Here is a 16,345-nt window from a genome sequence, read left to right as displayed (position 1 = left end):
GGTAGATGATCGGAATGGCGTTAAAAGCGATTTTGTTCGACCTAGATGATACTTTATTGTGGGATGAGCGTAGTGTTCGAGAAGCTTTTCATGAGACTTGTCTAATCGCAGCGCAAGAGACTGGGGCCAAGCCGGAAGAACTTGAAGAAGCTGTTCGTAATGAGGCACGTGGACTGTATGAATCATATGAAACCTTTCCTTTTACCAAAATGATTGGAATCAATCCGTTTGAAGGCCTATGGGCTAACTTTACTGGTGGGGATCAACCTGAGTTTCGTCAGTTGGAACAACTTGCTCCAGTATACCGTAAAGAATCTTGGCGTCTTGGCTTGTTGAAGTTGGGTATAGATCGGGAAGATCTTGCTGAACAACTGGCCGCACAGTTTGGAGTAGAACGGAGATCCAGACCTCATGTATACGAAGAAACGATGGATACCTTGCGTCAGTTACAAGGAAAGTACAAACTGTTGTTGTTAACAAACGGTTGTCCTGCTTTGCAACAAGAGAAGTTGGATGGTGTACCTGAATTGACTCCTTTCTTTGATGAGATTATTATCTCGGGTAACTTCGGAAAAGGAAAACCAGATCCGTCGATATTTGAACATGCTTTGAGTAAACTAGGTGTTAAACCCGAAGAGAGCATGATGGTTGGAGACAAGTTAACGACTGATATTCGTGGTGCTTTATTATCTGGCATCCAATCCGTATGGATTAACCGTGAGCATAAGACCAACAACGAAACGTATGCGCCAGACCATGAAATAACACATTTATCGGAATTGAATCAGCTTATTGCTAGTTTCTAAGCAGATCAGCTATAACATCTTTCCTCAGCACCCTGAAACATTGGAAGCTTCAATGAACGATGATGTCGTTCTTGAAGTTACCAATGTTTTTTTATTTGAGCTTGTTGACTAAATTACCTTGTTAAATGAGATCTCCATTTTTTTTGCTAAAAGTTATTGAAATTAGGGGGAAGCTGAATTAGAATATAACTAACATACTAGTATGACTAGTATTTAGATTGTCCTAAAGCAATTTCTTTTTGACTTACTACATTAAATGGAGGCAGGGAGTTATTGCTTATTATTTTCGATTGAATGTAAGCGCTTAATAATTTAGAATATCTTCTTTCGATTTGGAGATCACACCACTTAGTAAGTGCTAATGAATGATGTGAAGCACCTTGGATTGTGTGATTCTACATAATACATGAAATTGATATCGCTTACATTTAGCAATTATCTATTTCGTAGTGGGGGTGAACTTAAAGGAGTTGTTGTCTTCTACAAGAGGAGAAACGATGGGAGTTGTATATGAATTACTCTTACTTATCAAGTCCTGGATCGGAGTGAAAACACATGGAGTCGGAAACCGCTAAAACAACGTTAACCATGACATCTTTACGTAAAGAGAGCAGATTACGAACGGCAGCAACCTTGTTTCGCAAAGACTGGCAGCTGTATTCACTATTAATCCTTCCCATCATCTATCTCCTTATTTTTAAATATGGGCCGATGATTGGTAATGTGATTGCGTTCAGACGTTTTGTTCCCGGGGGAAGTATATTTGGAGAAACGTGGGTTGGATTAAGGTACTTCAAAATGTTCATTGAGGACCCTACCTTCTGGAGAGTATTTGGTAATACGCTGATGTTGGGCGGACTTGCATTGCTCTTTACATTCCCGGTTCCAATCATTTTTGCCTTGATGCTTAACGAAGTGAAGAGTAAACGATTCAAAAAGTTTGTACAGACCGCGTCTTATCTGCCTCATTTTCTGTCCATCGTTATCGTTGCAGGTATGATCCTGCAGCTGACAGCAGTGAATGGTTCCATTAATGGACTGGTGGCTTTCTTCACCGGAGACAATATTCCTTTTATGCAGCGGGCTGAGTGGTTCAGAACAATCTATATCACTTCTGAGGTATGGCAGGGTATGGGTTGGGGAGCGATTCTGTATCTGGCTGCACTGACAACCATTGATGATTCTTTGTATGAAGCTGCGCGTATCGATGGTGCCAATCGGTGGAAGCAAACGATTCATGTAACGTTACCAGGGATCTTGCCAACGATTGTGACGTTATTGATTTTGAACATGGGTAATTTCCTGGCAGTTGGATTTGAAAAAATCTTGCTCTTATACAATCCGCTTATCTATGAGACATCTGATGTGATCTCCACTTACCTGTATCGGGTGGGACTGGAATCCAGTAACTTCAGTTATGCTACCGCAATTGGCTTGTTCGAATCGCTGATCGGTCTGATTCTGGTGTTCTCCGTAAATGCCATCTCACGCAGACTGACACAAAGAAGCTTATGGTAAAGGAGGAGCACCATGCAGGAATCCAGATCTTACAAGGTATTTAAAGTATTCAACGTTATCTTTCTGCTGTTCGTGGTATTTATAACGCTCTATCCATTTTTAAATGTCGTGGCACAATCCTTCAGTAGTGAGTCCTATATTAATTCGGGTAAAGTTAGTCTGTTCCCAAGAGGATTCAATGTGGAGACGTATAAGACTATCTCACGTGACAGCATGTTCTGGACGAATTATAAAAATACGATTATCTATACTGTAGTAGGTACATTAATCTCCATGTTTATGACGACTATTTTCGCATATGCCCTGTCCAAAAAGAGGTTGATGGGTCGCAAGTTTCTGACGATGTTCGCCGTATTTACCATGTTCTTCAGTGGTGGATTGATTCCAAACTATGTGTTGATTAATTCCCTTGGGTTCAACAACACCATGTGGGCACTTGTTGTTCCTGGCGCAATTAGCATATACAACATGCTGATCATGAAGTCATTTTTTGAAAATATGCCTGAAGAACTGGAGGAAGCTGCCTCCATTGATGGTTTGAACACCTACGGGATCTTGCTACGCATTATATTGCCGCTTAGTAAAGCAGTTATGGCAACCATGGTGCTGTTCTACGCAGTAGGTCATTGGAATTCCTGGTTCCCAGCCTTTCTGTATTTGGACAAAAAAGAACTGTTCCCGGTCACCATTTATTTGCGCAATATGATTGCAGGAGCGACAAGCGGTGCATCTGCCGGTGCAACCTCAGCTGATAACCTGACACAGATTGCTGCCAATATTAAGTCAGTAACGATGGTATTAACCATCTTGCCGATACTCACCATCTATCCATTTGTCCAAAGATACTTTGTAACCGGTATCATGTTAGGGTCTGTTAAACAGTAATACGTAGCAGCTAGAATACCTAAACCAAATTCAGGGGGATAACCTAAATGAATCAAAAGCCACGTAAGTTTGTTGGTAAAATGGTGTTGGCATCAATGATGACCGTTGTTCTGGCAGCATGTAGTAGCGGTACCGGAGCTGGAGGTGATGTCACAGAAGTTCAAACCAAGGCAGCGATGGAGACGTACAATGTAGGGGATACATTCAAGGCGACTGAGCCGTTTAATCTATCGATACTGTATAGTGATCAACCTACCTATCCGTACAAAAAAGACTGGTTGCTTTTCGAAAAGATGACTGAAATGACTGGTGTTACACTTGAGCCAACGATTGTTCCTATGAGTGACTATTCTCAGAAGAGATCTCTTCTAATCAGTTCTGGTGATGCACCGCTGGTTATTCCAAAGACTTATCCTGGTGAAGAATCTGCTTTTGTATCTTCCGGTGCGATTCTGCCCGTTAGTGATTATATTGATTTGATGCCCAACTTCAAGGATAAAGTAGAAAAATGGGGATTGGAAGAAGAAATCGAAGGACTTCGACAGGAAGATGGCAAGTATTATGTACTCCCGGGTCTGCATGAAGAAGTATGGCCAGATTATACATTAATCGTAAGAACAGATGTTTTTGAAGAAAATAACATTGCTATCCCAACCACATGGGATGAACTGTATGACGCTGCAAAGAAACTCAAAGAGCTCTACCCGGATTCCGTTCCGTTCTCGGACCGATTCCAATTTAATAGCACATTAGGTATTGCGGCTACCGGCTTTGGTACCAAGGCTGGATGGGGTTTTGGTAACGGATTGACGTATAAGGAAGATCAGGATGAATTTGTGTACACGGCTACAACACCAGAATACAAAGAGATGCTAACGTACTTTAACAAGTTGGTATCCGAAGGATTGCTCGATAAGGAGAGTTTTACACAGGATGATGATCAGGCTGTACAGAAATTTGTATCCGGCAAATCATTCATGATTAATGGTAATTCCCAAACGGTGGTGCTGCACCGAAATGATATGAACAAAACGCTGGGAGAAGGTAAATACTCAGTTGCAAAGATTACAGTACCTGGTGGACCAAAAGGGCAATTAATGTCTGGCTCCAGACTTGAAAACGGTGTCATGATCTCCGGGAAAATTCAAAAAAGCGAAAACTTCAAAGCCATTATGCAATTTGTGGATTGGTTATACTACAGTGATGAGGGTCAAGAGTTTGCCAAATGGGGCGTTGAAGGCGAAACATTTACCAAAGAGGGCGGAGAACGTAAATTGGTAGAAGATGTGAACTACAATGGCTTGAATCCTAAAGGCAAGAAGGATCTGCGTATTGACTTTGGTTTCTCTGGTGGAGTATTTGCCTACGGTGGTACGACAGATCTGCTGCAATCGATGTTTAGTGAAGAAGAGTTGAAATTCCAACAAGACATGAAGGATACCAAGGAAGTAATCCCGGCAGAACCACCAATTCCTTACTCTTCAGAGGACCGTGAACGGGTGACACTTCTGAGTACACCACTGAAAGATTATTCGGATCAAAATACACTTAAATTTATCTTGGGTGAGCGGGACTTGTCTGAATTCGATACGTTTGCCAAAGAGCTGGATAGTCAAGGCTTATCCAATTATCTGAAGCTGGCAAATGACACGTACAAAGCCTACAAAGAAAACAAGCAATAATATAGTTGATGCTGGCCAGATTACCGTTTCACACCGATATATAAGTGGAACGGTAATTTGTGCTAAGATGAATGAATACGGCTGATAGAAAGAGGTCTAGGCATGTCACTTAATCAAAAAATTAGAGGCTCGACCCGGGCATATTCATATAACCTGTTAAAAGAACGAATTCTTCACCTGGAACTTAAGCCGGGTACCAAGATTTCAGAGAAAGAGATTGCAGATGAACTGCAGGTGAGCAGAACACCCGTGAGAGAAGCATTCATGAAGCTTGCTGAAGAAGAACTGCTGGACATTATTCCCCAGAGTGGAACGATTGTCTCTCATATTAATCTGGAGCATGTGGAAGAAGGCAGGTTTATGCGGGAGAAGATGGAGAAGGAAATCGTAACTTTGGCTTGTGTTTCTTTTCCTGAAGAGTTCAGATTTCGACTTGAAACCAACATTGCAATGCAGGAAGTTTGTATAGGGAAAAACAATTTCTATCGACTTTTTGAACTGGATGAAGAGTTTCATCAGATTTTGTTCCAGGGCACGGGTAAGCTGAGAACATGGAAAATGTTGCAACAACTGAATATTCCGTTTAATCGGTTGCGTTTATTACGTCTAGCGGAGGACTCCAACCTGGAGGTCATCATCTCCCAGCACAAAGAGATTTATCGTCTTATCACAGAGCGTCAGACCGAGCAAGCTGTGCAGGTGATGGAAGCTCATCTTAGACTAGTTGTTATTGAACAGGAATCGATAAAAGCGAAATACCCGCATTATTTTATATAATGCACGATGTTGTATACTACTCTCCATATGCATATGCGAAAACCCCTGTTCAATTGAACAGGGGTTTTGGTTAAGCAAGTTGTAACATGAGAGTGTTTAGGCTTGTTTGATAAAAGTAGGATCAGGGTATGGATCTGCAATCCAGCCATCTTTTTCGATGAACAGACGTACAGCAATAATTTGTTTGTTCTCCATTAAGGTGAAGAAGTGCGGTGTATTCTCAGGTACAGATATAACGTCTCCAGGAGACAGTTCTACATTAAAGTAGCCCACATCATCTGTAGCTTTAATAACAAAGATTCCTTTACCAGCGACAATTGCACGGATCTCATCTTCAGCGTGGGTGTGGATCTCTTCGAACTTGGCCAGCTTTTCTTCGATATCTGGTGTTTGTTCGGACAGTGTGATGACATCCCAGATCTGGTATCCGCGACGTGCAGCCAAATCTCTGATTTCATAATCGTAAGTTTCTAAAACCTCGGTTTTCTGTTCATCAGTTAATCCAAAGTTATTTTGCAGATCAGTGTTCAGTTTGGAAGCGTCCCACTTCTCATATAATACATCGTATTTGTTCAAGAAATTTCGAACATTTTCGTCGCCAGTGATGCGTTCGTTCGTATTTCGGATAACAATTTCAGCCATGTTCTTTCCCTCTTTTCCACTTGGTTTAATTGAATTATATCGGATTGCTTTGTTTTTGTCGATTCTCAAATTCCGTTCATATTCGTGCAAACCCGCCATCTTTCGGGACCAAACCCGATCTTTCACAATAAGTTAGTTTCTGTTAAACTAAGATCTAACGTTTTGCGGGGGTGAAGATATTGGATAAGATTAGTCTACACGATGCATTAAAACAACGAATATTAATCCTCGACGGTGCAATGGGGACCATGATTCAACAAGTTGATCTGACTGGCGAAGATTTTGGCGGCGAAGATCTGGATGGATGTAATGAAATGTTAGTGCTTACTCGTCCAGAGCTGATCCAGCGCATTCATGAAGAATATCTGGAGGCTGGCGCCGATTTAATTGAAACCAATACATTTGGTGCGACATCCGTTGTGCTTGCTGAGTACGATATTCAAGATCGGGCACGCGAGATCAACCTGGAAGCAGCCAGAATTGCGAAAGCTGCGGTTGATCGTTTCTCTACACCTGAATCTCCACGTTATGTGGTAGGTGCGATGGGACCAACAACCAAAACACTGTCTGTAACTGGGGGAGTAACGTTCCAGGAACTTATCGACAGTTATTTGGAGCAAGCGCTTGCTTTAATAGAGGGAGGCGTTGATGCGCTACTACTCGAAACCTCACAGGATACCCTCAATGTAAAAGCAGGCAGCATTGGAATTCAGCAGGCCTTCGAACAGAGTGGCGTTACACTGCCTCTGATGATATCAGGAACGATCGAACCGATGGGAACGACCCTTGCGGGTCAGAACATCGAATCCTTTTATATATCCTTAGAACACCTTAACCCAATTTCGGTAGGACTAAACTGTGCTACGGGTCCGGAGTTCATGCGTGATCACATTCGCTCTCTTTCCGGAATGGCATCGGTTGCCGTTAGTTGTTACCCGAACGCGGGTCTTCCGGATGAGAATGGTAATTACCATGAGTCACCAGACTCGCTTGCTCAGAAGATTGGTGCTTTTGCCGAACAGGGCTGGTTGAATATTGCTGGTGGATGTTGCGGGACAACCCCTGCACATATTCGGGCGATGCGCGACACACTTGCCCAGTACCCCCCAAGAGAAATGAACGGAACACATCCACCGGCATTGTCTGGTATAGAACCAATCTATATTGAACAGGACAATCGTCCATATATGGTCGGTGAGCGTACGAACGTGCTGGGATCACGGAAATTCAAACGCCTCATTGTAGAGGGCAAATATGAAGAAGCCTCGGAAATTGCTCGTGCTCAAGTGAAAAATGGAGCGCACATTGTTGACGTGTGTGTACAAGACCCGGACCGTGAAGAGTCTGAAGACATGGTGAAGTTCCTTGAATTGGTTGTTAAAAAAGTAAAAGTTCCTCTCATGATCGATACGACAGATGCTTCAGTAATTGATCTGGCCCTCCAGTACTCGCAAGGTAAAGCGATAATTAACTCCATTAACCTTGAGGATGGCGAAGAGAAATTTGAGCTGATTACGCCGTTGCTTCATAAATATGGTGGTGCAGTAGTTGTCGGAACGATTGACGAACGGGGTCAGGCGATTAGTCGGGAAGACAAGCTTGACGTAGCCAAGCGCTCTTACGATTTGCTGGTGAACAAATATGGTCTCAAACCAGAAGACCTCATTTTCGATACGTTGGTGTTCCCGGTAGGTACGGGAGATGAACAGTACATCGGTTCAGCCAAAGAAACCATTGAAGGTATAAGAGTGATTAAGGAAGCGATGCCAGAATGTCATACGATCCTCGGGATCAGTAACATTTCATTCGGACTGCCTGAAGCGGGCCGTGAGGTGTTGAACTCAGTATTCTTATATGAATGTACCAAAGCAGGTCTCGACTATGCGATCGTGAACACAGAGAAACTGGAGCGTTATGCCTCCATTCCTGAAGAAGAACGCAGACTCTCCGAAGAGCTTTTATATAACACGAATGATGACACTCTGGCGGCGTTCGTAGCGGCGTTCCGTAACAAGAAGGTTGAGAAGAAGGAAAAAATCTCGAACCTTTCATTAGAAGAGCGTCTCGCTTCATATGTAGTCGAAGGAAGCAAAGAAGGATTGCTGCCGGATCTCGAACAGGCACTTGCCAAATACACAGCACTTCAAGTGATTAACGGTCCACTGATGCGGGGGATGGAGGAAGTAGGTCGTCTCTTTAACAACAATGAGTTGATTGTAGCTGAGGTGTTGCAGAGTGCGGAGGTTATGAAGGCTTCTGTAGCATATCTGGAGCAATTCATGGAGAAGAACGAGACTTCGGTTAAAGGCAAGATCATTCTGGCCACGGTCAAGGGCGATGTGCATGACATCGGTAAAAACTTGGTTGAGATCATCCTGTCGAATAACGGTTACCGAATCATTAATTTGGGTATAAAAGTACCACCAGAACGTATCATTGAGGCATACCGAGAAGAAAAAGTCGACGCAATCGGCCTCTCGGGTCTATTGGTAAAATCAGCGCAACAGATGATTCTTACCGCTCAGGATTTGCGAACAGCAGGTATTGATGTGCCTATTATGGTTGGCGGAGCGGCGCTAACACGTAAATTCACCAAAAATCGTATTCGTCCTGAATATAACGGAATGGTTGTATATGCGAAAGATGCGATGGACGGTCTGGATCTGGCGAACAAATTGATGAATCCCGTTTCACGTGAAGTGATGCAACTGGAGATGGAAGCAGAAAAAGAAGCTGATGCTTCAAGTGCTGTAGCTGTTCAGGCTCTTCCAGAGCTTACGCGAGTGGAGCGTTCGGATATTGCTGTAGATAATCCGGTTCTTGTCCCGCCTGACCTGGAGCGGCATACGATGCGTAACTACCCATTATCACATATCCTGCCATATGTGAACATGCAGATGTTGCTTGGACATCATCTGGGGTTGCGCGGTTCAGTAGAACAACTGCTTGCTTCAGGTGATAAGAAGGCTACCGACCTGAAAGCAGTCGTGGATGATATCATGCAAGAGGCTGTTCGTGACGGGATTATTCAGGCACATGCCATGTATCGTTTCTTCCCGGCTCAGTCCAGTGGTAACAGCATCATCATCTATGATCCAAAGGACACCAGCAATATTTTGCATACTTTTACGTTCCCACGTCAGAAAGTCGAGCCGTTCCTGTGCCTGTCCGACTTCCTGAAACCTGTTGAATCCGGTCAGATGGACTACGTTGGTTTCATGGTTGTTACGGCCGGACACGGTGTGCGTGAACTATCTACTGCGTGGAAAGATCAAGGGGATTACCTTCGCTCGCATGCTCTGCAATCCGTAGCGCTTGAAGTAGCAGAGGGATTAGCTGAACGTGTGCATCATATGATGAGAGATATATGGGGATTCCCGGATTCAGCCCAGATGACCATGAAGCAACGTCACGGTGCACGCTATCAAGGGATCAGGGTATCCTTTGGATATCCGGCTTGTCCGGATTTGGAAGACCAAGGGCCGCTGTTCAAGTTGCTGCAGCCTGAGGATATCGGGGTGGAATTGACGGAAGGTTTCATGATGGAACCTGAAGCTTCCGTATCAGCGATGGTATTCAGCCATCCGCAAGCTAAGTATTTTAATGTAGAGAAGGCATAAATTCAGTAGAGTGTCAGGCAAAGCCCTCCGCATTGTCGGAGGTTTTTTGCTGGCAACAGAAAGAGGTGCGATCCAGAATGGAACTATATTTCCTGGGAACTAATGCTGGTGTACCTACGCTTCAACGGAATGTAACTTCCATTGGGTTACGCATGTTGGATGAGCGCAGAGCTTTGTGGTTGTTTGACTGCGGGGAAGGAACGCAGCATCAGATTTTAAGTTCTCCGCTTAAACTGAGCAAATTGGAGAAAATATTCATTACACATCTGCATGGTGATCATGTATTTGGACTTCCAGGACTGCTTTCGAGCAGAGCCTATCAAGGTGGCACCACACCATTAACCGTATATGGTCCGCCAGGTACGGAACGAATGATCAGTACAACAATGGAGCTTAGCCAATCCCGGGTTAACTATGATTTGAATATCGTGGAACATACGGGCGGCGTCCTGTTCGAGGATGACAGTTTTATTGTGGAAGCAGCTTTGCTTGAGCATCGGATTGACAGCTATGGATACCGGATCACGGAAAAAGATCGCCCAGGAAGCCTGGACCCAGCCAAACTGGCGGAATACGGTTTGAAACCAGGCCCATTGTTCGGCCGGCTGAAACGTGGAGAAACCATTACGTTGGATAACGGTGATTCGCTTCGTCCAGAAGATGTATTGGGAGCGCCAAAGCGTGGTATGGTAATCACCATATTGGGTGATACACGTCCATGTGACAATGTACAGCCTCTTTCCATCAATGCAGATGTACTTGTACATGAAGCTACATTCATGCATGATCTGGCCGATACAGCACATGAGTACTATCATAGTACTTCTAAACAAGCGGCAGAAGCGGCTAGAGCAGCCAATGTAGGGCAACTAATCATGACTCACTTCAGTTCACGCTATAAGGATGAGGATCAACTTCAGCCCCTTTTGGAAGAGGCGCAGTCCGTATTCCCGAATACCAGACTTGCAAACGAACACCAGCTTATTCCTGTCGTGCATCGCAAGCAAGAATCTTAACCCTGATTGCGAACCAGTGCACGGTTAAACACGTCATATAAAGATCCGGGTAATTGCACGGGACTGAGGGAGAGGAACTCCCGCGGTCCCTTTTGCAATCTGGTCAGAAAGCGTGTAGGATGGGCAATATGAAGAGGGAAATGATTCAAATTATTTTCCGGGAAAGCGCAGGAAATGACAAGCTTGTACAGAAGACGCGCGAGTTAAACCGTCGGTGTTCGATCCGGTTCGACTTGTTGCGTACATATGTCAGCAAGCCATTATTTTTTGCCTGAATACATAGGTTCGCGGTCAAGTTCGAGGTAGATGATTAAGGACATGAAATGTTAATGGAATAAAGAAAGGAAGTGCTGTGTGTGATTAAGGCCTATCTGATTGACTTGGATGGTACGCTCTATCATGGCAGACATCGTATCGAAGGAGCCGATCAGCTTATTCGAACACTGCAAGAGCTAGGAAAGCCGTATTTATTCGTAACAAATAATTCTTCCCGTACACCACAAGGTGTGGCAGATCATCTGAACGGGATGGGCATACCTGCCGACGCGTCTCAAGTATGCACTTCTGCAGTGGCAGCTGCTGAATATGTTGCTGAAGAGTCCCCAGGTGCAACAGTGGCATGTATCGGAGAAGCAGGATTGCTGCAAGCCATAGAAGAAGCAGGACTACAGCTGACGGAAGATGCGCCAGAATATGTGATACAGGGGATTGATCGTGAATTTTCCTATCATAAACTGACCAAGGCGCTAAGGTGGATTAATGCGGGATCAAAATTCATCATGACCAACCCGGATCTGCAGCTTCCTTCCGATGATGGACTGACACCTGGGGCGGGGACTATTGGAGCAGCAATTGAAGCAGCAACCGGAGTCCATCCTACAGTCATAGGAAAGCCATCGAGTGTTATAATGAAGTCGGCCATTAGCAGGCTAAACCTGGCGTCTCATGAAGTGGCAGTGATCGGAGATAATATGCGAACCGATATTGCAGCTGGAGTGGCAGCAGGGTGTGAGACACTGTTGGTACTTACCGGTATCACAACACGGGATAATATGGATGGACACATTCAAGCGGCGAAGGCTCGACCTGATCATGTGTTTGAAGATTTGCATAAATTGATGGAGTGGCTGTCGCAAGAGGCAGACCAAGCTTCCAAAAAGGGGTAATGTACGATGCCGGAACTACCGGAAATGGAAAATTACCGGACCTTGCTGTCCGAGAAAATACTTGATCTACTGATTACAGGTGTGGTAATTAACCGTGATAAAACGATAAATACGGAGCCTGATCTGTTCATCAATGAACTTACAGGTAATCGCATCATATTTGTTGAGCGCCGAGCGAAGCATCTGATTTTCCACTTGGCTAATGGTAAACGTCTGGTGCTGCACCTCATGTTAGGCGGTATGATTTTCTGGGGCACGGAAGAGGAACGCCCTGATCGTTCCACACAAGTGGAAATTCAGTTTGGCGATCACATTTTGTTCTTTATCGGACTGCGCTTGGGTTATTTACATCTGCTTACTTCGAAAGAAACCGAAGAGGCGATGTCTGATCTTGGACCTGAACCTTTGGATCGACGGATGAATGTGGAACGTTTTGCTTCTCTGTTGAAAGGTCGTCGGGGTACACTTAAGACAACGTTGGTAAACCAGCATATCATTGCAGGGATTGGCAACTGTTATTCGGATGAGATTGCCTTTGCTGCCGGTCTGAGACCAAGCTCCAAAACGCAGAACATCGCGACTTCACCAGAGCTGACGGAACGCTTGTTCCATTCGATGCAGTCCGTGTTGCGCGAAGCAGCTTCTGAGGGTGGTTATATGGAAATGCCACTGATGCAAGGGGATACGAAGACAGGAAGTTTTGACGAGCAATGTCGCGTATACGATCGGGAAGGCGAGACTTGTCCGCGCTGCGGGGGAACGATTGAACGAGTGGAAATTACAGGCAAGAAGGCATTCTTCTGTCCGAAATGCCAGCATGAAGCCTAAAATCGGAATCGGGGCACATGTCAGCACGAGAGGTGGATTTCTTCAGGCGGCTAAGAGAGCACATGCGATGGGGGCAACGGCGTTTCAGTATTTTCCGAAGAACCCGCGTAGTCTTGGTCTGAAAAGTCTGGATCTCAAGGATGCTGAGCAGTGCAGGGATTGGTGTGAACAGCAGGGACTTGCTTCGATTGCACATTCACCCTATCCCACGAATCCGGCGTTGGGCATGACCCGTGGAGAGGCGGGGTTTCATGCTATAATAGCTTCTATTCGCAATGATCTTGAAATTTCGAATGCTTGCGGTTCTGTTGGGACAGTGGTCCATTTTGGACATATCAAAACAAACGATCCGCTGGAGGGTTATCAGAACCTCATTCATTGTCTGGATACCGCCTTGGAGAATTGGAATGGACATTCAAAGGTGCTGATTGAAAATCAGGCAGGTGATCATGGCCCGATGGGCACGACGATGGAAGAAATGATACAGATTCGTAAATTGAGCCGATATCCGGAGCATATTGCTTTTTGTTTTGACACATGCCACGCTTTTGCTTCAGGTTTGTGGTCGTCAGGCAACGAAGCGGCGATGCTCGATAAGGGCAGGATGCTCGGGTATTGGGATAATGTTGCTGCTGTCCATTTTAATGATTCCAAATATGCGTCTGGTTTGTGTAAGGATAGACATGCGAGGATCGGACAGGGATATATCGGAAATGAATCAATGAAAGCATTGTTAAAGGCGCCTGAGTTCCAAAATGCGGTTGTTGTGCTCGAGACAGAAACGGGCGAAGATGGAACGCACCGTGATGATATAGCGCTCATGCGTTCCTGGTTATAATGGGGAGAGGAGCGATTGTATGCATGTTTTTTTGGATGACTATCGGGCATGTCCGAAAGGATTTGTTCTCACAACAAATGCAGAAGAGTGCCTGATGCTGCTAAGAGAAGGTGACGTGGACATTTTATCTCTGGATTATGAGCTTGGTCCAGACTCGCCCAATGGCGGTGAGGTCGCGGCATCTATTGTACGAGAAGGTTTATTTCCGCGCGAGATCTATTTGCATACGTCCAGTATGTTTGGGAAACGCCAGATGTACGAGATGTTATATAGCAATAAACCGGATTCGGTAACCATTCATAATGGACCAATGACGGGTGAGGTCATGCTGCGTGTTGCCGCGGGAGAAGAAAGTTAATGAAGCCAATTACATCCAAAATGTTAATGCGCAGTGTATGGGAAGGCATGCCACAGGCTGTATTTATATATACCCCTTTATGTGGGACATGTGCGGCAGCACGGCGTATGTTAGAGGTCGTTGAGCACATGCTGCCAGAAGGTATTTTATTCGAAATGAACATTCATGACATTCCTGAACTTGTACAACAATTTCAAATTTCAAGCGTACCAGCAGTGATGCTGTTTGACGGCCAGCAAGATGTTCCAAAAATGGTTTATCGGATGAGCTCTGTGGAGCATTTGCTCTCGGAGATCCGGAAGGCGGTGCTGAAATGAGTATAATCTCGATGGAACATGTCTCACTTAGACGAGAAGAGAATCAAATCTTGGATGACGTACATTTGCGCATCGAACAAGGCGAACATTGGGTTATTCTGGGACGGAATGGTTCTGGCAAAACAACGTTACTGGAAATGATGAACGGATATATGTTTCCAAGCCAGGGACGTATTGAAGTGCTCGGTAATCTGTATGGACAATGTGACGTCAGGGAAGTACGTAAGGAAATCGGTTATATCAGCCAAACGTTGATTGAGAAACTCACACCCAGAGATCCGGTATGGGAGATCGTCGCTACAGGAGCTTATGCTTTTTTGCGTTTTTATCAGACAATTCCGGATGAAGTAAAAGCAAAGGCAATTAGTTTGCTGGATGACATGGGTTTTGCCAACCTGGCTAACAACCCGCTTGGAACGTTATCCCAAGGGGAGCGCAAAAAAGTCATGCTCGCTCGTTCATTAATGGCCGAGCCAAAATTGCTGATTATGGACGAGCCTTGTGCTGGCCTAGATTTATATGAACGTGAGAAAATGCTGGCTGAAATTGATCGTCTGCGCCAGCGTAACATTACAGTTGTGTATGTAACACATCATGTTGAAGAGATCGTACCTTTATTTACACATGTGGCCTTGATCCGCGATGGACGTATTGCGGCAGCTGGCCCCAAACATGAAGTTTTGACACAAGATACAATTAAGAATACGTACGATGTTCCGGTCGATATCCAGTGGGATAATGCTCGTCCGTGGATACGCGTACGTTCTGGAGGGTAACACAATTTGAGTACACAATCGTCTTGGGAAGAAGGCAACTTCTCCCGTTTTATCTGCACAGCCAATCATGGCTTTGCCCCTTATGCTCAGGAAGAGTTGCGCCGTACGTTTGGTGCGGTGAAGAGCACGGTACTCGTACCAGGAGAAATACTGCTTGCGGGTCTGCCTGTAGCGGAGGAAGAAGTTGCAGATAAGCTGTGGGCAGAGTATCCAACGTTTTTACGTCATATTCAACCTGTTCAGTTTCAGGAGAATACTGAAGATTCGGAGCAGTCTATTGAGAAATTGATTGCATTTGTGTTGAATCATAAGGAATTGAACGGTACCTCTGTCGTGCTACAGGTACGGAAGACAGAAGGGGCCTTTTGGCAAGAAAATGCAGCCTCATTGAAGCAACTGCTAACTGAAAAGCTGGATGAGCTAGGCTGTGAATGGGTTGTACGTGATGCTGAATATGTCATTTCTGTATTTGCAACGAATGATATGTTGTATGCTGGTATATCCAGACCTGAACAGAACCTGTCAGACTGGAGCGGGGGAGCCGTACGTTTTCAAAAAGAAGATGGGCAGATCTCGCGGGCCAAATTCAAATTGCTTGAAGCCGAGCTAACGTTTGGCATTGACTTTACTTCATTTCATAAAGCACTTGATATCGGTGCAGCACCAGGTGGATGGACCTCGTTCCTGCTTGAACGCGGGCTTGAAGTAACGGCGGTAGATCCGGCGAAGATGGATGCAACGCTGCTGGCATCACCCAAACTGACTTTCTTGAAAAAGAATGCAGGGGATGTTCGTTTCCGCGAAGGAGAATTTGATCTGCTCGTATGTGATATGAGTTGGAGTCCGAAGCTGATGAGCCGACTTGTATCGGATCTTCTATATAGCCTGCAACCCGGAGGAACAGCGATTGTTACCGTGAAGTTATTGCATAAAAAACCGCTCGCACTCATTAAGGATGTTATCGATACGTTTGAGCGTTCGCGGATGCAGATTCAACGTTCCAAGCAGTTGTTCCATAACCGGGAAGAGATTACACTTTATATGGTCAAATATTAAGAGATCTAGCTTGATTAAAGCAGTTAAAGGTATTATGAAATTGATTCGATTAAGCTCATT

General features: G+C 44.8%; 15 protein-coding genes. 14 read left to right on the top strand and 1 reads right to left on the bottom strand.

All coding sequences use genetic code 11. The features are described from left to right. Nucleotides 1-14: 14 nt before the first annotated feature. From AC6CIF_RS17220 to AC6CIF_RS17200, 5 genes are all read left to right on the top strand, one after another. Complete coding sequence (locus AC6CIF_RS17220; protein ID WP_498200660.1) at nucleotides 15-806, top strand: HAD family hydrolase; 792 nt, start codon at nucleotides 15-17, stop codon at nucleotides 804-806. Nucleotides 807-1,394: 588 nt separating this feature from the next. After that, on the top strand, nucleotides 1,395-2,324 hold the full coding sequence (locus AC6CIF_RS17215; RefSeq protein ID WP_339177159.1) for an ABC transporter permease: 930 nt from the start codon (nucleotides 1,395-1,397) through the stop codon (nucleotides 2,322-2,324). Nucleotides 2,325-2,336: 12 nt separating this feature from the next. Continuing rightward, nucleotides 2,337-3,209, top strand: coding sequence for a carbohydrate ABC transporter permease (locus AC6CIF_RS17210; RefSeq protein ID WP_036613592.1), 873 nt, complete (start codon nucleotides 2,337-2,339; stop codon nucleotides 3,207-3,209). Between the two features lie 47 nt (nucleotides 3,210-3,256). Beyond that, nucleotides 3,257-4,891 carry an ABC transporter substrate-binding protein gene (locus AC6CIF_RS17205; protein WP_498200658.1) on the top strand — a complete coding sequence of 545 codons (1,635 nt, stop codon included), beginning with the start codon at nucleotides 3,257-3,259 and terminating at the stop codon, nucleotides 4,889-4,891. A 102-nt stretch (nucleotides 4,892-4,993) separates the two neighbouring features. After that, a complete protein-coding gene (locus AC6CIF_RS17200; protein WP_091020712.1) occupies nucleotides 4,994-5,668 on the top strand; it encodes a GntR family transcriptional regulator in 675 nt (224 codons plus the stop codon). 96 nt (nucleotides 5,669-5,764) lie between these two features. Here AC6CIF_RS17200 and AC6CIF_RS17195 read toward each other — a convergent pair whose 3' ends face one another. Beyond that, nucleotides 5,765-6,310, bottom strand: a complete 546-nt coding sequence (locus tag AC6CIF_RS17195; RefSeq protein WP_215077752.1) for a cupin domain-containing protein — start codon at nucleotides 6,308-6,310, stop codon at nucleotides 5,765-5,767. 179 nt (nucleotides 6,311-6,489) lie between these two features. Here AC6CIF_RS17195 and metH point away from each other — a divergent pair, with 179 nt between their 5' ends. From metH to AC6CIF_RS17150, 9 genes are all read left to right on the top strand, one after another. Next, a complete protein-coding gene (metH, locus tag AC6CIF_RS17190; RefSeq protein WP_498200656.1) occupies nucleotides 6,490-9,930 on the top strand; it encodes a methionine synthase in 3,441 nt (1,146 codons plus the stop codon). Between the two features lie 77 nt (nucleotides 9,931-10,007). Further along, nucleotides 10,008-10,946, top strand: coding sequence for a ribonuclease Z (rnz, locus tag AC6CIF_RS17185; protein WP_017688042.1), 939 nt, complete (start codon nucleotides 10,008-10,010; stop codon nucleotides 10,944-10,946). Nucleotides 10,947-11,302: 356 nt separating this feature from the next. After that, entirely contained in the window at nucleotides 11,303-12,112 is an 810-nt protein-coding gene (gene nucF / locus AC6CIF_RS17180) for a 5' nucleotidase NucF (protein WP_076210094.1), read from the top strand. Between the two features lie 6 nt (nucleotides 12,113-12,118). Continuing rightward, nucleotides 12,119-12,940: an Fpg/Nei family DNA glycosylase gene (locus AC6CIF_RS17175; protein WP_091029323.1), complete on the top strand. Its 822-nt coding sequence runs from the start codon at nucleotides 12,119-12,121 to the stop codon at nucleotides 12,938-12,940. Continuing rightward, nucleotides 12,930-13,778, top strand: coding sequence for a deoxyribonuclease IV (locus tag AC6CIF_RS17170; RefSeq protein ID WP_498200835.1), 849 nt, complete (start codon nucleotides 12,930-12,932; stop codon nucleotides 13,776-13,778). The genes AC6CIF_RS17175 and AC6CIF_RS17170 overlap by 11 nt, the downstream gene beginning before the upstream one ends. Before the next feature lie 19 nt (nucleotides 13,779-13,797). Continuing rightward, nucleotides 13,798-14,136: a cyclic-phosphate processing receiver domain-containing protein gene (locus AC6CIF_RS17165; RefSeq protein ID WP_498200653.1), complete on the top strand. Its 339-nt coding sequence runs from the start codon at nucleotides 13,798-13,800 to the stop codon at nucleotides 14,134-14,136. Then, the gene (locus AC6CIF_RS17160; RefSeq protein ID WP_036673857.1) at nucleotides 14,136-14,453 is read left to right on the top strand and encodes a thioredoxin family protein; all 318 of its coding nucleotides are present in this window, start codon (nucleotides 14,136-14,138) and stop codon (nucleotides 14,451-14,453) included. The genes AC6CIF_RS17165 and AC6CIF_RS17160 overlap by 1 nt, the downstream gene beginning before the upstream one ends. Continuing rightward, the gene (locus tag AC6CIF_RS17155) at nucleotides 14,450-15,229 is read left to right on the top strand and encodes an ABC transporter ATP-binding protein (RefSeq protein ID WP_498200651.1); all 780 of its coding nucleotides are present in this window, start codon (nucleotides 14,450-14,452) and stop codon (nucleotides 15,227-15,229) included. Before AC6CIF_RS17160 ends, AC6CIF_RS17155 begins: the two co-directional genes overlap by 4 nt. A 6-nt stretch (nucleotides 15,230-15,235) precedes the next feature. Further along, nucleotides 15,236-16,285, top strand: coding sequence for an SAM-dependent methyltransferase (locus AC6CIF_RS17150; RefSeq protein WP_498200650.1), 1,050 nt, complete (start codon nucleotides 15,236-15,238; stop codon nucleotides 16,283-16,285). The last annotated feature ends 60 nt before the right edge of the window (nucleotides 16,286-16,345 follow it).

The organism is Paenibacillus sp. GQ49, from assembly GCF_059759055.1.
Note: the sequence above shows the minus strand (reverse complement) of the source record. Positions and strands in the feature narration are given on the sequence as shown.